Source organism: unidentified bacterial endosymbiont (assembly GCF_918797525.1).
Lineage (GTDB): Bacteria > Pseudomonadota > Gammaproteobacteria > Enterobacterales > Enterobacteriaceae > Enterobacter.
The window spans coordinates 905,208-925,633 of record NZ_OU963893.1 but is presented as its reverse complement, the minus strand read 5'-3'; the positions used below and the strand labels follow the sequence as shown (position 1 = coordinate 925,633).

Sequence of the window (20,426 nt, the reverse complement as noted above, 5' to 3'; positions counted from 1 at the left end):
GTTTAAACTAGCAATTCGCATTGATTGTCAGAGGCTGTGCAGTCCAAGGAAATCGACAATCTGGGTGAAATGATCCTCAAAGTTCGTGAAAGCATGGTTTCCGCCCTCTTCTAGCGTCTGACGGCAGGATGCGTAGTACGCCGCTGCCTGGCGGTAATCCAGCACTTCATCACCCGTTTGTTGCAGCAGCCAGATAAGATCCGGCGCTTCAAGCGGGTCAACCTGCATAACTTTGAGATCGTAAATATGGCGTGACTCTAGCACATATTGTTGCCCGGTGTAGGGGTTCTCGTTCTGCCCGAGAAAGTCCCTCAACAGCTCAAATGGCCGGACCGCCGGATTAACAACAACCGCAGGCAACATAAAGCATTGCGAAAGCCAGGTGGCGTAATAGCCGCCCAGCGAAGAGCCAATCACCCCGAAGGATCCGCCGCCGTGTTCCAGCACCAGCGACTCCAGCATCTCTGCGGCATCAGCCGGATAGGGGGGCAATTGCGGTATAATCATTTCAACATGGGGATGCTGCTCGCTTAGCCACTGGCGAAACTGTGTCGCTTTGGCGGAACGCGGCGAGCTGTTAAACCCATGCAGATAAAGGAGCGTGGACATTAATAACCTTCTGAAGCGGTATCCGGGCGGAATTGTGTGCCAGACAACCGGCACACTTCCGTGGTCAGCGTGCCATCGGCATGCAGTTCCAGCCAGCGCCAGCCCGGCGAGATGGTATCAAGCGTAAAGCTGGCACAGTGCGGCTTAAACTGAACGCAGGTCGACGGCGTCGCCAGCAGTCGGCGACCATTCCAGTCGAGATCTTGCTCCTGATGGATATGCCCGCACAGCAGGTTATTCACCCGGGGGAACCTGATCAGCACTCTGTCCAGCGCCGCAGAATTGCGCAGGCTATGTTGATCGAGCCAGCTACAGCCTGCGGGCAGCGGATGATGGTGAAGCAACAGCAGGGTGTTGCGCGTCGGCTCTGCAGCCAGTTTCGCCTCCAGCCAGTCGAGCTGGAATTCGCTAAGCTCACCGTGTGGAACGCCAAATACCTGGCTGTCGAGTAACAGGAGCTGCCACTGTTCACCGGCCAATACACACTTCGCCGGCGAGATCCCCGCGTCATGGAGCGAGCTGTACATGGCTGGCTGAAAGTCGTGATTGCCCGGCAACCAGACGCAAGGCGCGCTAAAGCTCGCGATACCTTCAGCAAAATGCTGATAAGCCGCCCCGGACTGATCCTGCGCCAGATCGCCCGTGGCGACAATCAGATCGCAGCGGCGACCTTCGGCGTGGATCGCATTCAGTACAGCCTGATAGCTCTCCCAGGTGTTCACACCCAGCAAAGTCTCATGCTTTTCGGCAAAAAGGTGAGTATCGGTGATTTGCAATATCCTGACTGGCGCCCCACCAGCAACAGTCAGGTTCAACAGGCTTTCCAAATGGTGTCCTTAGGTAGGTTTATGACGCTAACAAACCGGAATCGCCATTGCTCCATGTGCTAAACAATACCTTAGCCAGTCGGCTAAAAACTGGTTAATTTGATGCTTTTCGTCGCGTTGATGCAACTTTTTATTCGGGTAATCATACCGTGCTTTGAAGCGAAAGATCTGCTGGCTCGAACACACTTCAGCGACCATCGCGTCGTGATAGAGGCGTACCGTCATTGACGGCAGGCTCCAGTAGCTAATGCTGGGCGCCGTTTGCTCAATCTCCACAAGCGTGGTGTATCGTGTTGATTCAGTGATGGTTATCCGGTACTGCGCGTTGCTCACCTGATAGCTCACCGTTTCGCCGGGTGCGTCGTTTCGCGGCAACAGGCGGCGCAACTGCGCGAAATTGGTTTCGCACAGGCGCATCATTTCTGGGAAGTCAGGTGTATAACGCTTCATTTTTTCCACTCATGTCGTAATGTCTGATGATGCAGTTGCAGCCATTGCAGGGCGATGACGGACGCTGCGTTGTCGATTAACCCCTCTTCTACCCACTGGTAAGCCTGCTCCCGACTCACCACATGAACCCGAATATCTTCGTTTTCATCTGCCAGACCGTGGATCCCTTCCGCCGTCGTGGCGTCCACTTCACCCACCATTACAGACAAGCGCTCGCTGGTGCCGCCCGGGCTTGCCAGATAACTCAGCACCGGCTTCGTACGGCCAACCACAAGACCCGCCTCTTCCAGCGCCTCGCGGCGGGCAACGTCTTCGACCGACTCACCCTCTTCGATAATCCCGGCGACCATCTCCAGTAACCACGGGCTAACGCTTACGTCATAAGCGGCAATGCGGATCTGCTCCACCAGCACGACTTCATCGCGCACTGGGTCAAAGGGTAGCAAGACTGCCGCATGCCCGCGCTCAAAAATTTCGCGTCTGACTTCACCGCTCATCTCGCCGTTAAACAAGCGATGCCTGAAACGGTAAAGATCCATTGAAAAAAATCCGCTATATAGCGTTTCTCGTGCAATAATTTCTACATCGTTTTTGGTGAAAGTCACTGGCAACTTGTCTGTTTTATTCATGAATCGAATCCTGGTAGCAATGGTGATGAAGTTGTCATTTTCAAGGCTGTTTGGCTGCCGTTTGCAAGGCTATATGGTAGATTGGTGCAAATTACCGCCAGATGGCACGTAACGCCAACCTTTTGGTGTGGATGATTCTGTTAGAATCGGCAATTATTTTTAATTAGATCAGCGCTAATACTGCTTCACAACAAGGAATGCAAATGAAGAAATTGCTCCCCATCCTTATCGGCCTGAGCCTGACGGGCTTCAGTGCAATGAGCCAGGCAGAGAACCTGTTACAGGTCTACCAGCAGGCACGTCTGGGCAACCCTGATTTACGTAAATCAGCGGCCGATCGTGATGCTGCGTTTGAAAAGATTAACGAAGCGCGTAGCCCACTGCTTCCACAGTTGGGTTTAGGTGCAGATTACACCTACAGCAACGGTTTTCGCGACTCAAACGGTGTTAACTCGAATGTCACCAGCGCATCATTGCAGCTCACACAGACCCTGTTCGATATGTCTAAATGGCGTACTCTGACCCTACAGGAAAAGAGTGCAGGCATCCAGGATGTGACATATCAAACAGACCAGCAATCACTTATTCTGAACACCGCGACCGCTTACTTCAATGTCCTGAGCGCAATTGATGCGCTTTCCTATACCGAAGCGCAGAAACAGGCCATTTACCGTCAGTTAGATCAAACGACCCAGCGTTTCAACGTCGGTCTGGTCGCGATCACCGACGTGCAGAACGCCCGCTCACAGTACGATAGCGTACTGGCCAACGAAGTCAGCGCGCGTAACACCCTCGACAACGCCGTGGAATCACTGCGTCAGGTCACCGGTAACTACTACCCTGAGCTGGCTTCCCTGAACGTCGACAATTTCAAAACCGACAAACCTCAGGCAGTAAATGCCCTGTTGAAAGAGGCGGAAAACCGTAACCTGGCCTTGCTGCAGGCGCGTCTGACGCAGGATCTGGCTCGCGAGCAGATCCGTCAGGCACAGGATGGCCACCTGCCAACCCTGAGCCTCAGCGCCTCTACCGGCGTGTCTGACACCACTTACAGCGGGTCTAAAACGAGCGGCGCCAACTCACAGTTCGACGACAGCAACCAGGGCCAGAATAAAGTCGGCCTGAATTTCTCTCTGCCGCTGTACCAGGGCGGAATGGTTAACTCCCAGGTGAAACAGGCGCAGTACAACTTTGTTGGTGCCAGCGAGCAACTAGAAAGCGCGCACCGCAACGTAGTGCAGACCGTTCGTTCATCCTTCAACAACGTGAACGCCTCTATCAGCAGCATCAACGCTTATAAACAGGCCGTTGTCTCTGCACAAAGTTCACTGGACGCGATGGAAGCGGGCTACTCCGTCGGTACCCGTACTATCGTTGACGTGTTAGACGCGACCACCACGCTTTACAACGCGAAGCAACAGCTCTCCAGCGCACGTTACCAGTACCTGATCAACCAGTTGAATATCAAGCAGGCGCTGGGGACGTTAAACGAGCAGGACCTGCTGTCACTGAATAACGCCCTGGGTAAAGCGGTTTCGACTTCGCCAGAGAACGTTGCTCCGGAGAACCCGCAGCAGGCTGCCGCCGTCGATAATTTCAACGGCAATAGCCCTTCTCCCGCTGCACAGCCAGCCACGGCTCGTACCAGCGCACCGGCCAGCAGCGGCAATAATCCATTCCGCCAGTAAGCTTGTCTTCCTCCCTCTCCTGCGGGAGAGGGAATCCCTATCACATCCAAACGTAAGCCTACGTAAAGATCCCTCTGAATCCCCCTCTTCGCTTCATTTTCAACCACTCATCCTCTATCCTGAGCGTTATTACCACTGGGTCCTGGAAGACAACGATGAAACGGACAAAAACAATCAATCACGCTTCGTTCCGCAAAAGCTGGAACGCGCGTCATCTCACCCCTGTCGCGCTGGCGATCACCGCTGTTTTTATGCTGGCGGGCTGTGAGCAAAGCGACGAAACGGTCTCGATGTATCAAAACGCGGACGATTGTTCGGCCGCAACCGGTAAAAGCGCAGAATGTACCACGGCGTATAACAACGCCCTCAAGGAAGCGGAACGTACCGCGCCGAAATACGCCTCACGCGAAGACTGCGTAGCGGAATTTGGCGAAGGCCAGTGCCAGCAGACGCCTGCTCAGGCGGGTATGGCGCCGGAAAATCAGGCCCAGGCGCAGTCCAGCGGCAGCTTCTGGATGCCGCTGATGGCGGGTTACATGATGGGCCGGATGATGAGCGGTGGCGCAGGCTATCAGCAGCAGCCGCTGTTCAGCTCTAAAAACCCAAATAGCCCGGCGTACGGTAAATACACCGATGCCAGCGGCAAAAACTACGGTGCCGCGACGCCAGGCCGTACTGCGACCGTACCCAAAACGGCGATGGCGCCAAAACCGGCGACCACCAGCACCGTGACCCGCGGTGGTTTCGGTGAATCTGTCGCGAAACAAAACACAATGCAGCGCAGCGCGACCGGTTCCTCAACCCGCTCAATGGGCGGCTGAACATGGAACGAGTCAGTATTGTTGAGCGCCCGGACTGGCGCGAAAAAGCGACCGAATACGGCTTTAACTTCCACACCCTTTACGGCGAACCGTACTGGTGTGAAGATGCTTATTACAAACTCACGCTCGCCCAGGTGGATAAACTGGAAGAGGTGACCGCAGAGCTTCACCAGATGTGCCTGAAGGTGGTGGACAAGGTTATCGACAGCGATGAGCTGCTGACCAAATTCCGTATCCCTAAGCACACCTGGAACTTTGTCCGTCAGTCGTGGAAAACACGTCAGCCATCGCTTTACTCTCGCCTCGATCTGGCGTGGGACGGCGTGGGTGAGCCTAAGCTTTTAGAGAACAACGCAGACACGCCAACCTCGCTGTACGAAGCCGCGTTTTTCCAGTGGATCTGGCTGGAAGATCAGGCCAGCGCCGGGAATCTGCCTGCAGACAGCGATCAGTTCAACAGCATGCAGGAAAAGCTTATTGAGCGCTTCGCTGAACTGCGCGAACAGCACGGCTTCAACCTGCTGCACCTTGCCTGCTGCCGCGATACGGAAGAAGATCGCGGTACGGTTCAGTACTTGCAGGATTGTGCGGCCGAAGCAGAAGTGGCGACTGAATTCCTCTATATCGAAGACATCGGTCTGGGGGAAAAAGGCCAGTTTACTGACACGCAGGATCAGGTGATAAGTAACCTGTTCAAGCTCTACCCGTGGGAATACATGCTGCGTGAGATGTTCTCCACCAAGCTCGAAGATGCTGGCGTTCGCTGGCTGGAACCGGCCTGGAAGAGCATTATCTCCAACAAAGCGCTGTTACCGATGCTGTGGGAGATGTTCCCCAATCACCCCAATCTGCTGGCAGCGTATTTTGCTGAAGACGATCATCCGCAGATGGAGAAATACGTCGTTAAGCCGATCTTCTCCCGCGAAGGGGCGAATGTGTCGATTATCGAAAACGGCCAAACGCTGGAAGCGGTCGAAGGGCCATACGGTGAAGAAGGGATGATCGTCCAGGCGTTTTATCAACTGCCTAAATTTGGTGACAGCTATACGCTGATTGGCAGTTGGCTGATTAACGATCAGCCCGCCGGGATTGGCATCCGCGAAGATCGCGCGCTGATCACTCAGGATTTGTCTCGCTTCTATCCGCATATTTTTGTGGAGTAATACGCAAAACGGCAGCCCGGTTGCCGTTTTGCTTTAATTACCCCACCTGCACCGACAACATACTCAAACTGCCCATCTCAATGCCATCAGCAGGTATCGTCACTGGTTCATGGCCGTCCCATGCCCCTAAAACATACAGCAGCGGTAGATAATGCTCCGGCGTCGGGTTAGAGAGTGAAGCGCCTTCGCTATCCCTGTAGTTGACCAGCGGGTGTTGCTCAACCGGGCCTTGCCAGGTCAGGTTCTCTTTGACGTACTCATTAAACGCGGTCGCCCACGGGTATGGCGTGTTTTCACCGTGCCAGCGCGCCGTACGCAGGTTGTGCACCACGTTGCCGCTGGCCACCAGCATGATGCCCTGGTCGCGTAACGTCGCCAGCTTGCGGCCTATCTCCATGTGCCAGGCGGGAGGCTTAGTGCTGTCGATGCTCAACTGTACCAGCGGCACATCGGCTTCCGGGTACATTTTAATCAACACGCCCCACGAACCGTGGTCAAAACCCCATGCTTCTTTATCCAGGGTGACCGAAACCGGCGCAAGAAGGTCCACCAGTTGCTGCGCCAGTTCAGGTGAGCCTGGCGCCGGATAATGCGTGTCATACAGCGCCTGCGGAAAACCGCCAAAATCATGAATGGTTTTTGGCGCTTCCATGGCGGTAACGCCGGTACCCCGAGTGAACCAGTGGGCAGAGACCACCACAATGGCTTTCGGACGCGGTAACGTCTCGCCAAGATGACGCCAGGCGCGGGTATAGACATTATCCTCCAGAACGTTAATAGGGCTACCATGTCCCAAAAACAGTGCTGGCATACGGGAAGAAGTCATGATGATATCCTTGCAGACGGTGTCAATTGATGGTGCTACCTTACGCGCAATCTGGTCAGGATGAACGCTGATAAGCATGACGATCATCATCAGGAAATTTGAATATCAGGAACAGTTTAAGGAGAGATAAATGTCAGTCCCTTTGATTCTGACACTACTTGCAGGCGCTGCCACCTTTATCGGTGCCATCCTCGGCGTTATCGGCCAGAAGCCGTCTAACCGCGTGCTGGCTTTTTCATTAGGCTTTGCTGCCGGGATCATGCTGCTTATCTCCCTGATGGAGATGCTGCCCGCCGCGCTGGACACGGAAGGTATGTCGCCGGTGCTGGGATATGGCATGTTTGTGCTGGGCCTGCTGGGATACTTTGCCCTTGACCGCCTGTTACCTCACGCGCACCCGCAGGACTTGATGCAAAAAGATGGCGCGCCCATGCCGCATAACATCAAGCGTACCGCTATTTTGCTCACCCTGGGCATCAGCCTGCATAATTTCCCGGAAGGCGTCGCCACCTACGTCACCGCCAGCAGTAACCTGGAGATGGGCATCGGTATCGCCCTTGCGGTCGCCTTGCACAATATTCCTGAAGGACTGGCCGTTGCCGGACCGGTGTATGCAGCGACGGGCTCAAAACGTACCGCTGTGTTATGGGCCGGTATTTCCGGGCTGGCCGAAATTCTGGGCGGCGTACTGGCCTGGCTAATTTTGGGGAGCCTGATTTCACCGGTGGTGATGGCCGCCATTATGGCAGCGGTAGCGGGAATAATGATTGCGCTATCCGTGGATGAACTAATGCCTCTGGCGAAAGAGATCGATCCAAACAACAACCCAAGCTACGGCGTTTTGTGCGGAATGTCGGTGATGGGGTTAAGTCTGGTTCTGCTGCAAGCGGCGGGGATAGGATAGAAAACGCCGGGATATCCCGGCGTTTTGCGGCAATCAGCTGGCTTTACGCTCGTGCGCCTGGCGGTATTCGACCAAATCTTCAATCGTCACGACCGGCATGTTATGCAGGCGCGCAAACGTGATGCACTCTGGCGCGCGGGCCATGGTGCCATCATCATTGGTCAGTTCACACAGCACACCGGCTGGCCTGAAGCCTGCCAGGGTCACCAGGTCGATGGTTGCTTCGGTATGGCCGCCACGGGTCAGCACGCCACCCGCCTGCGCGCGTAGTGGGAAAACGTGGCCAGGACGGTGCAGATCGGAAGGTTTCGCATCATCGGCAATGGCGGCGCGGACGGTCGTCAGACGGTCAGCCGCAGATACGCCGGTCGTGACGCCATGCGCCGCTTCAATGGTGACGGTAAAACCCGTACCAAAGGCGCTGGTGTTGTTTTCGACCATCATGGGCAGTTCGAGCTGCTTACGGCGGTCTTCATTAATACACAGGCAGACGATGCCGCTACCGTGACGAATGGAGAGCGCCATTTGTTCAACGGTCATGTTCTCGGCGGCGAAAATCATATCGCCTTCATTTTCACGGTTTTCATCGTCAAGCACCATCACCCCACGGCCTTCGCGCAGAGCATCCAGTGCATGTTCAACACGTTGAGTTGAAGTGCCAAAAGAGGAAAGTAGCGTCTGATTCATGGTAAAAAAACCTCATTAACATTATGGTTACCAGAATCAGGGCAGTCTTAGGAGCGCCGTATAAGCGGCAAAAAGATAACGTGAGCGGGACTCTGCCCGACTGGATCGTTACTCTCTCCCATCCGGACTCTAACCGTCGGCCCCGGAATTACACCGGATCTGCTGACCTTTGAGTATTCACCCAAAGCGCTCGCGGGCTTTCAGCGCAAGCTGATTTACCGCCGGTGGGGAATTTCGCCCCGCCCTGAGAATAAGCGACATCACTATAACGCTATTGATTATCCGGGGCAATGTATAAGCTTCAAACAAATCTGCTTTATCCTGGAGCATGACGCGCTACAATGTTCATTAACACCGTATTATCAAGGAAAGCCGCTATGATTGACCCAAAGAAAATTGAGCAGATTGCACGTCAGGTTCATGAATCCATGCCGAAAGGCATTCGTGAGTTTGGGGATGATGTTGAGAAGAAAATCCGCCAGACGCTGCAGGCGCAGTTGGTTCGCCTTGATTTAGTCAGCCGTGAAGAGTTTGACGTGCAGACGCAGGTGCTGCTGCGCACCCGCGAAAAGCTGGCGCTGCTGGAACAACGTCTGAACGAGCTGGAAAATCGCAACGCGCCGGATGAAGTCAAGCCGGCACCGGCTATCCCACCGGTCGACGAAGCAGAATAATACAGGGGCTTTGCGGCCTGATGCCCTCCCCCACGGGGCTGAGGGCGAAAAGCGAACGGGCCTGGCTGGCCCGTTTTTTACTGACTGTCTTTCTGGATCTTCTTGATGATGTTGGTGGTTGAGCACCCATCCTCAAAGTTGAGCACCATCACTTCGCCGCCGTTGGCCCAGACCTCTTCGCTCCCGGCGATTTGCTCGGGTGTATAATCGCCACCTTTTACCAGCAGGTCCGGCAGAATGCCGGCAATAAGACGCTGCGGCGTGTCTTCTTCAAACGACACCACCCAGTCAACCGCTTCCAGCGCGCCCAGTACAATCATGCGCTGCTCCAGCGGATTCACGGGACGCGTTTCACCTTTCAGGCGTTTCGTTGAGGCATCGCTGTTGACCGCTACAACCAGGCGATCCCCGAGCTTGCGCGCGTTTGCCAGATAAGAGACGTGGCCGGCGTGCAGAATGTCGAACACGCCGTTGGTCATCACTACCTTCTCGCCGCGCTTACGCGCTGCGGCAACGGCGGCTTTCAGTTCCTCTTCACTCATCACGCCAAAACCGGTATCGGCGCGACCGCGAACCGCGTTCTCCAGCTCAATTGGCGAAACGGTTGAGGTACCCAGTTTACCGACCACCACGCCCGCCGCGGCGTTAGCAAAGTAGCAGGCTTCCTCAAGGGTATTCCCTGCCGCCAGCGTTGCCGCCAGCACGCCGATAACCGTATCACCGGCACCGGTCACATCGTACACTTCCTGCGCCTGTGTGGGCATATGCAGTGGGGCTTTACCCGGCTGTAGCAGCGTCATCCCCTGCTCTGAACGGGTTACCAGCAGAGCAGACAGTTCAAAGTCAGCGATGATTTTCATGCCGTGCTCAACCAGCTCTTGCTCGGTCTTGCTCTTACCTGCCACCGCTTCAAACTCAGAGAGGTTTGGCGTCAGCAGCGTCGCGCCGCGATAACGTTCGAAGTCGGTGCCTTTCGGGTCGATCAGCACCGGAACGTTGGCTTTACGCGCCAGTTGAATCATCGTTTGCACGCTCGTCAGCGCGCCTTTGGCGTAGTCGGACAGCACCAGCGCACCGATATGGCCCAGCGCCTGATTAATACGCTCGTGCAGCGGTTCAGGATCAACGCCTTCAAACCCTTCTTCAAAGTCGAGACGGATCAACTGCTGGTTACGCGACAGTACGCGCAGTTTGGTAATCGTCGGGTGTGTCGGAACAGAAACGAAGTCGCACTTCACGTTCACGTCCGCCAGCGACTTGCTCAGCGCACGCGCCGCATCGTCGATACCGGTCAAGCCCACCAGACGCGATTGTGCGCCCAGAGAAGCAATGTTCATCGCCACGTTTGCCGCGCCGCCAGGACGCTCTTCAATGGTGTCGACCTTAACCACCGGCACCGGTGCTTCCGGGGAGATACGGCTGGTCGGCCCATACCAGTAGCGATCCAGCATCACATCACCGACAACCATAACCCCAGCACGTTCGAACTCTGGCAGTGTTACTTTCATTCCTGACTCCAGAAAGATTCACAATTTGCGCGCGATAATATCACACTTGATTTGTTATGCACGGTTCCACCAGCCACTTCCGCCAGCTGGCGATGACCTGCGCGCGCTCACTGGCGAAACAGTCCTGCGCGACATGGCCCGGTTGTTCCTGCAACGCCAGATGGTGCAGCTCATCGCGAAGCGTCGTGTAGGCGCACGTCAAGGCCTGCGCTTCTTGCTCATCCATAATGTCGTTTTGCGCCAGCAGTTCCAGAATACGCACGTTATCCGACCAGCGCGTTAGCTTTGGCTTGTCGTGCGCGTGCAGCAGCACCAGATACTGGGTGATGAACTCAATATCGGTAATACCGCCCTCATCGGCTTTGATATCAAAGCGATCGCGATGTTTGTTGCCCAAATGCGCGCGCATTTTCTCGCGCATTTCGCGCACTTCAGTTTGCAGGGTGCAGCCCTCACGCGTGGTCGTCATCACGGCCGTGCGGATCGTATCAAACTGGGTTTGTAACTGCGGATCGCCATACACCACGCGGGCGCGCACCAGCGCCTGATGTTCCCACGTCCAGGCTTCACTTTTCTGATATTCCGCGAAGGCCTCGGTTGAGGTGACCAACATACCCGCCGCGCCGGACGGGCGCAGACGCGCATCCACTTCATACAAAACGCCTGACGACGTGCGGGTGCTGAACAGGTGCATAATGCGCTGAGCCAGACGCAGGTAGAACTGACGCCCGTCAATTTCACGTTCGCCGTCGGTCATCACGTCAACCGGGCAATCATGGAGGAATATCAGATCAAGATCGGAGCTATATCCCAGTTCCCACCCGCCGAGCTTGCCATAACCTACCACCGCGAAACCGCGACCTTCACGGTCGGTGAGATGTTTTGGCTGGCCGTAGCGCGCCACCATCTGCCCCCACGCCTGGTGCACGACCGCATCAATGATCGCTTCCGCCAGCCAGGTTAAGTGATCGCTCACTTTCATTACCGGCAGCGTACCGGCGATATCCGCCGCCGCCACGCGCAGCATCTGCGCCTGCTTAAACTGGCGCAGCGCCTCTAACTGTTGCTCTTCGTCCTCTTCCGGCACGCGCAGCAGATACTGGCGCAGCTCGTCGCGATAGGCATCGGTCGCCGTCGGCTGATACAGCGTATTGGGGTCGAGCAGTTCGTCCAGCAGCAACGGATAACGTGCCAGCTTGTTGGCCACCATCGGCGAGGCGGCACAAAGTGAGATCACATGCTTGAGCGCACCCGGGAACTCACTCAACAGTTCAAGATAGGTAGTGCGCGTGATAATCCCGCTCAGCAGCGGCATCATGCGCGAAAGGGGAATTGGAGCATCCGCCCGCGAGCAGACGTCGCTCAGCAGATGCGGCATCAGGTGATCCAGTACCTGACGACCGCGCGGACCAATGGCGCGCTTGTGCAGTTCGAGCCGAAAATCAGCGATTAACGCCACCACCCGATGACGATCGTCGTCGCTCAGATGCGCCAGCACCGGCGTGGTGTCATCTTCCTGAAGCGCATCCTGCCATAGCTCGCGCCAGTGTTCAGAGAGCGCGTCGTCCTGGGATTCACTTTCCTCGTCGCCGATAAGATCGTTAAAAATGCGGCGCACGGCCGCCATATGGGCGTCCAGGCGCTCGGTCAACGTTGACCAGTCGTCCATGCGCATCCCCCAGGCCAGACGCGCCCGGTTAAGGTCATCGCCCGGCAGGGTCTGAGTCTGCTCGTCATTGATGCTTTGCAGCAGGTTTTCCAGACGGCGCAGGAAAAGATAGGCCTCGTGCAGCATTGTGGCGTCGTCTTCCGGCAGCAGATGCAGTTGCGCAATCGCAGCCAGCGTCGGGAGCAACGAACGGGATTGCAGCGAGGGTTCACGGCCGCCGCGGATCAGCTGGAAGACCTGCACGATAAATTCAATTTCGCGAATGCCGCCCGCACCGAGCTTGATGTTGTCTTTCAGCCCACGGCGGCGCACTTCACGGGCAATCATTCCCTTCATGTTACGCAGGGACTGGATCACACTGAAGTCGATATAACGACGGAACACGAACGGGCGCAGCATGGCGCGCAGCTCGTTGGCGTAGGCATCGTCGCTGTCGCCCATGATCCGCGCTTTCACCATCGCGTAGCGCTCCCAGTCGCGCCCCTGCTCCTGGTAATAATCCTCCAGCGCCGCAAAGCTCATCACCAGCGGACCGCTGTCGCCGAACGGACGCAGACGCATGTCCACGCGGTAGACAAAACCATCCTGCGTTGGCTGGTCCAGCGCCTTTATCAGGCGCTGACCGAGGCGGGTAAAGAACTGGGCGTTATCCAGCTCACGGCGTCCGCCGCGGGTTGATCCGTTCTCCGGCCAGGCGAAAATCAGGTCGATATCAGAAGAGAAATTCAGCTCGCAGCCGCCGAGCTTGCCCATCCCCAGAATCAACAGCGGCTGAGGACCCCCCGCTTCGCTGCACGGCATGCCCCATTCTTTACAGCAGGCGTCGTAGAGCCAGTTCCGCGCGGCGACAATCAGCGTCTGCGCCAGCTCGCTCAGTTGCAGCAACGTGCTCTCTTCGCTGACTAATTCCAGCGACTGCGCCCAGGCGATACGCACCATTATCCGGCGGCGGAACTGGCGCAGCACGCGCATTAGCGCCGCTTCATCCGCCACGCCTTCCAGCGCGGTTTGCAGCCAGCCCGCATAATGACGCCACTCCCCGGCCTGCGGCGGTGAATGCTCAAGCTCCGTTAGCCAGCCCGGATTAGCGGTGATACTTTCCTGCACAAAATCACTGAAGGTGAGCACGCTCTGCGCCTGCTCGCTTAATGATGACGCCGGTAATGACTCAGGCAGACGTTCGCAAACGGTCTGCCATTGCTGCTGTAACTGCGAAGAAAGCGGCATTGTCGGGTTCCTTGCCAGTGTTAACGTTTTCCGCTGTGCAGCCAGAACGGCTCCTGCGAAATGGCCTCGTTACGGAAATGCTCAATCTCCACATGCTGGCGGGTTTCGATGGCATGTTTCAGCCCCTGCCATTCTGCCAGCCAGGCCTGCGCTTTGCCCTCATAAGCGCCTGAGAGCAGTAACATGCTGTCGATATTGCGCGCAAGACGGGGAAGCTGATCGCCATACTGGTTACCCAGCGGGTAAGCAAAGGTGGTCTTAAGCTCGGCGGCATGACGGGAAAGATGGATATCGGCGAAACGTTTGAAGTTTTGCGCAATGTTGGCCTGCGCCTTCGCATCCAGGAAGCTACGCCAGCCGCGCGTCACCAACAGTTCGGTCAACGCCAGCTTTGCCGTTGCGCTTTGCGGGCTGTAGAGCGCCGTCTCTGCCGAGACATCAGAGACCATCAGCGCTTCGGTTTGCGTCAACAGATCACGTAAGTGAGCACTTGCTTTGCGAGGTACAATTCCGCCGAACAGCGTCAGGGTGTGGCGCACCAGGCCGATGGCTGCCAGAACCTGCGCTTTCGCGTTCTTCACTTTGCGCGCCCAGAGTTCTTCGTGATACAGCCATTGCGAGAGCGCCAGCTCCAGGGCCGCCTCCAGGCCTTGTTCAACGCTGGCTTTCGGCGCAACGCGCAGAATGGTTGTCTCTTTCAGCGTGCGAGGCGCATTCCCGGCGGCCAGATAGTAGCCGCGTGCCGCTTTGCTCAGGCTGCCCTGGCGCAGGCCGGACTGGCTTACCAGATGGCGCGCCAGCTTCAGCACGTCGTTCGCATCGCCTTCCAGCAGTTCAAGCTCCAGTTCGCAAATCGGCTCCTGGAACTCACCGGCTTTTATCTCACCCAGATCGAGGGCGATTTCAATGCGGCTTGTGCCTTCCGTGACCAGCCATTTTTCACGCCAGAAATCGGTGCTGAACAGCGGCTTAACCTGCGCAGACAGGGTTTCCGGCAGCGTGCCCTGCGGCCAGATTTCCGCCGGGAAACGTTCCAGCTCAAGTTCTGGCTTGCTGATATCGATATTATATTCCGGGCGCTGATGTAACCCCCCCACCACATGACCGGCGATTTTCATCGTCATCTCGTAACGCCCGTTCGCGCCACGAATGCGCAAGCCCATATCATGACGACGCAGCCAGTTCTCTGGCGTTTCGTAGTAGATATTGAGCAGTTGTACCGGTTCATAATGTTCGCCGGATAGCGTGTGCAGATGGTCACGGAGCGCGTCAACGCTCGCTTTTTCGACGATAAACTTTAGTTCGATTTCTTGTGCCATAACCTTGTACTTTTGCGTGCGTCACAGACGCGTCGATGAAGGCGAACTTCCTCGCCATTTGTTTGTCAGTACATAGTATTTTGCGCCAAATTGCCACGCAATGAGCAATTTGACGGGCGTAAAAGTTTTAAGGTGTGGAAGCAGGACACAGATGATTCCGATTGATGATGAATCCTTTGCGTAGAGACACTGTTGCCACTACTATCGTTCCTCTCTTTATGAAAATAACGACTGATATGCTTAAATTACGCCTGATTGGACTTACTTTACTCGCTTTTAGCGCCGCAACCGCGGTCCACGCTGAAGAGAAGCGTTACGTTTCTGATGAACTCAATACCTGGGTACGCAGTGGCCCTGGTGACAATTATCGCCTCGTGGGCACGGTTAATGCCGGCGAGGAAGTGGCTCTGTTACAGACCAACGCCGAGACTAACTACGGACAGGTTCGCGACAGCACCGGCCGTACCTCCTGGATCCCCTTGAAAGAGCTGAGCAATGTGCCAAGCCTGCGCACCCGCGTACCGGATCTGGAAAACCAGGTGAAAACCCTGACCGACAAACTGACCAACATCGATAATACCTGGAACCAGCGCACCGCCGAAATGCAGCAGAAAGTGGCCCAGAGCGACGGTGTGATTAACGGCCTGAAAGAAGAGAACCAGAAGCTGAAAAACGAGCTGATTGTGGCGCAGAAGAAAGTCAGCGCCGCTAATCTGCAGCTTGATGACAAACAGCGCACCATCATCATGCAGTGGTTCATGTATGGCGGCGGCGTGCTGGGTGTGGGTCTGGTGCTCGGTCTGGTACTGCCGATGCTGATCCCAAGCCGCAAGCGGAAAGATCGCTGGATGAACTAATTCGTCTTCTCTGCCAGACTTACGTATTATCCTCGAATAGAGAAAACGGGAGAGTTGGGCGTGAAGAGTTATCTGGTCGGTGGTGCGGTACGTGATGCCTTGTTAGGTCTGCCGGTTAAAGATAAAGACTGGGTTGTGGTGGGTGCAACGCCCGAAGAGATGCTTGATGCGGGCTACCAGCAGGTAGGCCGCGATTTCCCCGTGTTTCTCCACCCTAAAAGCCGGGAAGAGTATGCCCTGGCGCGTACCGAGCGAAAATCCGGCTCCGGCTATACCGGCTTCACCTGCTACGCCGCGCCGAATGTGACGCTTGAGCAAGATCTTCTGCGCCGAGATCTCACCATCAACGCTCTGGCGCAAGATGAAAACGGCCAGATTATCGACGCATACGGGGGCCAGGACGATTTACGCAACCGCATTTTACGTCACGTCTCTCCTGCCTTTTCTGAAGATCCGCTTCGCGTGTTGCGCGTGGCGCGTTTCGCCGCCCGCTACGCCCATCTGAGCTTTCGCGTTGCCGATGAAACTATGGCGCTGATGGCGGCGATGACAGCCGCTGGCGAGCTGAAACATCTGACGCCCGAGCGCGTCTGGAAAGAGACGGAAAATGCGCTGACCACCCGCAACCCACAGGTTTTTTTCCAGGCGTTGCGCGACTGTGGCGCGCTGAAGGTCCTGTTCCCGGAAGTGGATAATCTGTTTGGCGTTCCGGCGCCAGCGAAGTGGCATCCTGAAATTGACACCGGCGTTCACACGCTAATGACGCTGAGTATGGCCGCCATGCTCAGCCCTGAAGTAGACGTGCGTTTTTCCACCCTGTGCCACGACCTGGGTAAAGGGTTAACGCCAAAAGCGTTGTGGCCGCGCCATCACGGGCACGGTCCGGCTGGCGTGAAGCTGGTTGAAGGGCTTTGCCAGCGCCTGCGCGTTCCGAACGAGATCCGTGACCTGGCGAAACTGGTGGCCGAGTTCCACGATCTGATCCATACCTTCCCCATTCTTAAGCCCGCTACCATTGTTAAGCTGTTCGATAATATCGACGCCTGGCGCAAGCCGCAGCGCGTGGAGCAAATCGCCCTCACCAGCGAGGCCGACGTGCGCGGACGCACCGGGTTTGAAGCCTGTGATTACCCGCAGGGACGTTTGCTGCGCGAAGCATGGGACATCGCAAAAGCGGTCCCGACTAAAGACGTGGTCGAGGCGGGCTTTAAGGGACCTGAGATCCGCGAAGAGCTGACGAAGCGGCGGGTCGATGCGGTCGCGACGTGGAAGGAACAGCGTTGCCCTCAGCCAAAAGTCTGAGGGCAGGCGGTTATCAGAAGAAGACCACGTACACCGCCGCCGCGACGATAAAGCGATAGATTGCGAACGGAATAAACGAGATACGTTTAATCAACTGCAGAAAGGTTTTAATCGCAATCAGCGCCACAATAAAGGCGGTGACAAAGCCCACGGCGAACATCGGAATATCCCCCGCAGTGAGGAAATGATAGCTCTTGTAGACGTCGAGAACGGTTGCGCCCATCATCATCGGCACCGCCAGCAGGAACGAGAACTCTGAGGCCGCATAACGGCTCACGCCCATCAGCATCCCGCCTGAAATCGTCGCCCCCGACCGCGAGAAACCCGGCCACAGCGCCAGACACTGGAAGCAGCCGATGATAAACGCCTGCCGATAGGTCATGTCGTCCAGGCCTTCGGCACGCGGGACGTTTGGTTTCAGCATTTCTGCCGCAATCAGCAGGAAACCGCCGACCACCAGGGCATACATTACGTTAATGGGGTTAAACAGCGACTTGATGGTGTCATGGAAAACCAGCCCCAGCACGACCGCCGGGATCATCCCAAGCAGGATGTGGATAAGCGTCAAACGGCCTTTGCCCTCTCCTTCACGCTGCGGCAAACGGCCAAAGTGAATGCCAATCAGGCCAAACAGACGACGCCAGAACATCACGACGACCGCCAGAATAGAACCCAACTGAATGACAACCTCGAACGTCTTTGCGGTATCGCCCTCAAAGCCCAGCAGATGGCCGACGATAATCATATGGCCGGTACTGGAAACCGGTAAAAACTCCGTCAATCCTTCGACCACACCCAGTATTGCCGCCACCAGCAGCGAGTGCATATCGCTCATCTATAAACCCCTAAAAAGATATAAAAAACGGTGTCCAACACGAACCACCGAGCAAGATACAGCGTTAAGACCGATATAACCTAAAATGGTTTAGCGATGATGACCTTAAATCTATCCTTTCAGATTTGTGCCACGCTCAATGATGACGCCCACGTTGGCGGCACGCGCCACGGCGCCCGGCTTGCTGAGTTTGATACGCACCCACGGTGAATTAAATTTGCTGAGCAGCAGTTCCGCGACCTCTTCCGCCACGCGTTCCACCAGCGCAAAACGTTGCCCTTCTACGTGGCCCACTACCGTTTCACTGATGTCGGCATAGCTCAGACAGTCCTTCACATCATCACTTTTTGCTGACTGACGGTTATCCCAGCCCATTTCGATATCGAACACCAGTTTCTGCTCAATGGTCTGCTCCCAGTCATAAACACCAATGGTGGTGATGACCGAAAGTTGCTCTATAAATACAATATCCATCACGACCTGCCTGCTTTTTGGCTAAACCGGATACCACTTCCGGCGAATTATGCGTATTATCCACAGATGTTGAGACTACAGATACATTTTCAAAACGGAACAGCGTTATGAGTGCAATCGCGCCTGGAATGATTCTCCTCGCCTACCTTTGCGGCTCAATCTCCAGCGCCATTCTGGTCTGCCGCATTGCCGGGCTGCCGGACCCACGCGTAAGCGGGTCCGGCAATCCCGGGGCGACCAATGTACTACGAATTGGCGGCAAGGGAGCAGCCGTAGCGGTTTTGATTTTTGATGTTCTGAAAGGGATGCTCCCCGTCTGGGGCGCTTATGCGCTCGGCGTTACGCCATTCTGGCTGGGCCTTATCGCCATCGCGGCCTGCGTGGGTCATATCTGGCCTGTATTCTTCGGTTTTAAAGGCGGCAAAGGCGTGGCGACGGCCTTTGGGGCTATCGCGCCCATCGGCTGGGATTTAACCGGCGTGATGGCTGGCACCTGGCTGCTAACCATTCTTCTGAGCGGCTATTCGTCGCTTGGCGCCATCGTCAGCGCCTTGATTGCGCCATTTTACGTCTGGTGGTTCAAACCTCAGTTCACCTTCCCGGTCTCGATGCTCTCCTGCCTGATCCTGCTGCGTCACCACGATAATATCCAGCGCCTGTGGCGCCGCCAGGAAACCAAGATCTGGAAGAAGCTCAAGAGAAAGAAAAAAGAGCTGGAATAACGCGTGGCCCTCTACTTGCACGGGCCAGCCTTAATCAGCACTTTTATCGCGAAAAGGGATCCACCGACGCTGCCAGCCGGGAAGCTGTACTGCCTGAGACGTGTGGTAATAGGCGAAACCTTTAGCCCGGATCTGACCCTCTATGTGAGTTAGGGTTAGGGTGCGGGGTTACGCCTCAGGCAACTCCGCCAGTGGCCAGCGAGGACGCACGGACACGCTCAGGTCAGACGTTGCTCCGGCGTTCAGGCGCACCATCCCGGCGTAAGCGATCATCGCCCCGTTATCGGTACAGAATTCCGGACGGGCATAGAACACCTCCCCACGACGCTTTTGCATCATCCCGGCGAGCTTCGCGCGCAGCGTGCAGTTAGCGCTTACGCCGCCCGCCATGACCAGACGCTCAAAACCGGTCTTTTCCAGCGCGCGTTTGCACTTGATCATCAGCGTATCCACCACCGCATCTTCGAACGCACGGGCGATATCGGCCCGGGTCTGCTCGTCGTTGTCGTTGTTGCGGATCGTGTTGGCCGCGAAGGTTTTCAGGCCAGAGAAACTGAAATCCAGCCCTGGGCGGTCGGTCATTGGGCGCGGGAAGACAAAGCGCCCTTCCGTACCCTGCGACGCCATTTTTGACAGCATCGGGCCACCCGGGTAATCCAGCCCCAACAGCTTGGCGGTTTTGTCGAAGGCTTCACCGGCGGCGTCGTCGATCGACTCGCCCAGCAGCGCATATTTGCCAATGCCCGTTACGCTAATCAGCTGCGTATGACCGCCGGAGACCAGCAGCGCCACAAACGGGAATGCAGGCGGGTTATCTTCCAGCATCGGTGCCAGAAGATGCCCTTCCATATGGTGAACCGGAATCGCCGGAACATCCCATGCGAAGGCCAGTGAACGGCCAACGGTCGCGCCAACCAGCAGCGCGCCGACCAGTCCCGGGCCTGCGGTATAGGCTACTGCGTCAATATCGGTTGCGCTCAACCCGGCCTCTTTCAACGCCGCCTGAATCAGGGGAACCGTTTTACGTACGTGGTCACGAGAGGCCAGTTCAGGCACCACGCCGCCGTAGTCAGCATGCAATTTCACCTGACTATACAGTTGGTTGGCCAGAAGCCCTTTTTTATCGTCGTAAATGGCGATGCCGGTTTCATCGCAGGATGTTTCAATACCCAGTACATGCATGACTTGATTTACCTCGTTTCAATACCGCGCAGTGTAGAGCCTGGGCGGGTTGA

20 protein-coding genes and 1 riboswitch are annotated in these 20,426 nt (G+C 56.2%); of the genes, 8 read left to right on the top strand and 12 right to left on the bottom strand.

Annotated features, from left to right (window positions below):
- Positions 1-27: 27 nt before the first annotated feature.
- From yqiA to nudF, 4 genes are read right to left on the bottom strand one after another with little or no spacing between them, the layout of a single operon-like run.
- Positions 28-609, bottom strand: coding sequence for an esterase YqiA (gene yqiA / locus NL510_RS04455; protein WP_253381944.1), 582 nt, complete (start codon positions 607-609; stop codon positions 28-30).
- Positions 609-1,436: a 3',5'-cyclic-AMP phosphodiesterase gene (cpdA, locus tag NL510_RS04450; protein WP_253381942.1), complete on the bottom strand. Its 828-nt coding sequence runs from the start codon at positions 1,434-1,436 to the stop codon at positions 609-611. The genes yqiA and cpdA overlap by 1 nt, the downstream gene beginning before the upstream one ends.
- A 27-nt stretch (positions 1,437-1,463) precedes the next feature.
- Positions 1,464-1,886, bottom strand: coding sequence for a DUF1249 family protein (locus NL510_RS04445; RefSeq protein ID WP_181620826.1), 423 nt, complete (start codon positions 1,884-1,886; stop codon positions 1,464-1,466).
- Positions 1,883-2,515, bottom strand: a complete 633-nt coding sequence (gene nudF, locus NL510_RS04440; protein WP_253381940.1) for an ADP-ribose diphosphatase — start codon at positions 2,513-2,515, stop codon at positions 1,883-1,885. The genes NL510_RS04445 and nudF overlap by 4 nt, the downstream gene beginning before the upstream one ends.
- Positions 2,516-2,718: 203 nt before the next feature.
- Between nudF and tolC the strand changes: the two genes are divergently transcribed.
- The 3 genes from tolC to NL510_RS04425 all read left to right on the top strand — a co-directional run bounded on the left by tolC (position 2,719) and on the right by NL510_RS04425 (position 6,187).
- Positions 2,719-4,203 carry an outer membrane channel protein TolC gene (gene tolC / locus NL510_RS04435; RefSeq protein WP_253381938.1) on the top strand — a complete coding sequence of 495 codons (1,485 nt, stop codon included), beginning with the start codon at positions 2,719-2,721 and terminating at the stop codon, positions 4,201-4,203.
- Positions 4,204-4,358: 155 nt separating this feature from the next.
- The gene (locus tag NL510_RS04430) at positions 4,359-5,024 is read left to right on the top strand and encodes a DUF1190 family protein (RefSeq protein ID WP_253381936.1); all 666 of its coding nucleotides are present in this window, start codon (positions 4,359-4,361) and stop codon (positions 5,022-5,024) included.
- Positions 5,025-5,026: 2 nt separating this feature from the next.
- On the top strand, positions 5,027-6,187 hold the full coding sequence (locus NL510_RS04425) for a glutathionylspermidine synthase family protein (RefSeq protein ID WP_253381934.1): 1,161 nt from the start codon (positions 5,027-5,029) through the stop codon (positions 6,185-6,187).
- Positions 6,188-6,224: 37 nt separating this feature from the next.
- Here the strand turns inward: NL510_RS04425 and ygiD are convergent, their stop codons facing one another.
- A complete protein-coding gene (gene ygiD / locus NL510_RS04420; RefSeq protein ID WP_253381932.1) occupies positions 6,225-7,013 on the bottom strand; it encodes a 4,5-DOPA-extradiol-dioxygenase in 789 nt (262 codons plus the stop codon).
- Positions 7,014-7,143: 130 nt separating this feature from the next.
- On the opposite strand from ygiD, the gene zupT reads away from it, so the two are divergent.
- The gene (zupT, locus tag NL510_RS04415; RefSeq protein ID WP_253381930.1) at positions 7,144-7,917 is read left to right on the top strand and encodes a zinc transporter ZupT; all 774 of its coding nucleotides are present in this window, start codon (positions 7,144-7,146) and stop codon (positions 7,915-7,917) included.
- A 33-nt stretch (positions 7,918-7,950) separates the two neighbouring features.
- Here zupT and ribB read toward each other — a convergent pair whose 3' ends face one another.
- Positions 7,951-8,604 carry a 3,4-dihydroxy-2-butanone-4-phosphate synthase gene (gene ribB, locus NL510_RS04410; protein ID WP_253381928.1) on the bottom strand — a complete coding sequence of 218 codons (654 nt, stop codon included), beginning with the start codon at positions 8,602-8,604 and terminating at the stop codon, positions 7,951-7,953.
- A gap of 106 nt (positions 8,605-8,710) precedes the next feature.
- Positions 8,711-8,860: riboswitch (FMN riboswitch) on the bottom strand.
- Between the two features lie 121 nt (positions 8,861-8,981).
- Between ribB and ubiK the strand changes: the two genes are divergently transcribed.
- On the top strand, positions 8,982-9,278 hold the full coding sequence (gene ubiK, locus NL510_RS04405; protein WP_253381926.1) for a ubiquinone biosynthesis accessory factor UbiK: 297 nt from the start codon (positions 8,982-8,984) through the stop codon (positions 9,276-9,278).
- A gap of 77 nt (positions 9,279-9,355) precedes the next feature.
- Here the strand turns inward: ubiK and hldE are convergent, their stop codons facing one another.
- From hldE to NL510_RS04390, 3 genes are read right to left on the bottom strand one after another with little or no spacing between them, the layout of a single operon-like run.
- Positions 9,356-10,786, bottom strand: a complete 1,431-nt coding sequence (gene hldE / locus NL510_RS04400) for a bifunctional D-glycero-beta-D-manno-heptose-7-phosphate kinase/D-glycero-beta-D-manno-heptose 1-phosphate adenylyltransferase HldE (RefSeq protein WP_253381924.1) — start codon at positions 10,784-10,786, stop codon at positions 9,356-9,358.
- A gap of 40 nt (positions 10,787-10,826) precedes the next feature.
- Positions 10,827-13,682, bottom strand: a complete 2,856-nt coding sequence (gene glnE / locus NL510_RS04395; RefSeq protein ID WP_253381922.1) for a bifunctional [glutamate--ammonia ligase]-adenylyl-L-tyrosine phosphorylase/[glutamate--ammonia-ligase] adenylyltransferase — start codon at positions 13,680-13,682, stop codon at positions 10,827-10,829.
- Between the two features lie 20 nt (positions 13,683-13,702).
- Positions 13,703-15,001 carry a CYTH domain-containing protein gene (locus NL510_RS04390; protein ID WP_253381920.1) on the bottom strand — a complete coding sequence of 433 codons (1,299 nt, stop codon included), beginning with the start codon at positions 14,999-15,001 and terminating at the stop codon, positions 13,703-13,705.
- A gap of 236 nt (positions 15,002-15,237) precedes the next feature.
- Between NL510_RS04390 and NL510_RS04385 the strand changes: the two genes are divergently transcribed.
- Entirely contained in the window at positions 15,238-15,858 is a 621-nt protein-coding gene (locus NL510_RS04385) for a TIGR04211 family SH3 domain-containing protein (RefSeq protein WP_253381918.1), read from the top strand.
- 60 nt (positions 15,859-15,918) lie between these two features.
- Positions 15,919-17,160 (top strand): multifunctional CCA addition/repair protein, encoded by a 1,242-nt coding sequence (locus tag NL510_RS04380; protein ID WP_253381916.1) that lies wholly within the window; start codon positions 15,919-15,921, stop codon positions 17,158-17,160.
- A 13-nt stretch (positions 17,161-17,173) separates the two neighbouring features.
- Here NL510_RS04380 and bacA read toward each other — a convergent pair whose 3' ends face one another.
- Both bacA and folB read right to left on the bottom strand, forming a co-directional pair.
- Positions 17,174-17,995 carry an undecaprenyl-diphosphate phosphatase gene (gene bacA / locus NL510_RS04375; RefSeq protein WP_253381914.1) on the bottom strand — a complete coding sequence of 274 codons (822 nt, stop codon included), beginning with the start codon at positions 17,993-17,995 and terminating at the stop codon, positions 17,174-17,176.
- A gap of 111 nt (positions 17,996-18,106) precedes the next feature.
- Positions 18,107-18,469, bottom strand: coding sequence for a bifunctional dihydroneopterin aldolase/7,8-dihydroneopterin epimerase (gene folB / locus NL510_RS04370; protein ID WP_253381912.1), 363 nt, complete (start codon positions 18,467-18,469; stop codon positions 18,107-18,109).
- 107 nt (positions 18,470-18,576) lie between these two features.
- Here folB and plsY point away from each other — a divergent pair, with 107 nt between their 5' ends.
- Positions 18,577-19,191: a glycerol-3-phosphate 1-O-acyltransferase PlsY gene (gene plsY / locus NL510_RS04365; RefSeq protein WP_253381910.1), complete on the top strand. Its 615-nt coding sequence runs from the start codon at positions 18,577-18,579 to the stop codon at positions 19,189-19,191.
- Positions 19,192-19,359: 168 nt separating this feature from the next.
- Here plsY and tsaD read toward each other — a convergent pair whose 3' ends face one another.
- Entirely contained in the window at positions 19,360-20,373 is a 1,014-nt protein-coding gene (gene tsaD / locus NL510_RS04360) for a tRNA (adenosine(37)-N6)-threonylcarbamoyltransferase complex transferase subunit TsaD (protein WP_253381908.1), read from the bottom strand.
- Positions 20,374-20,426 lie beyond the last annotated feature (53 nt).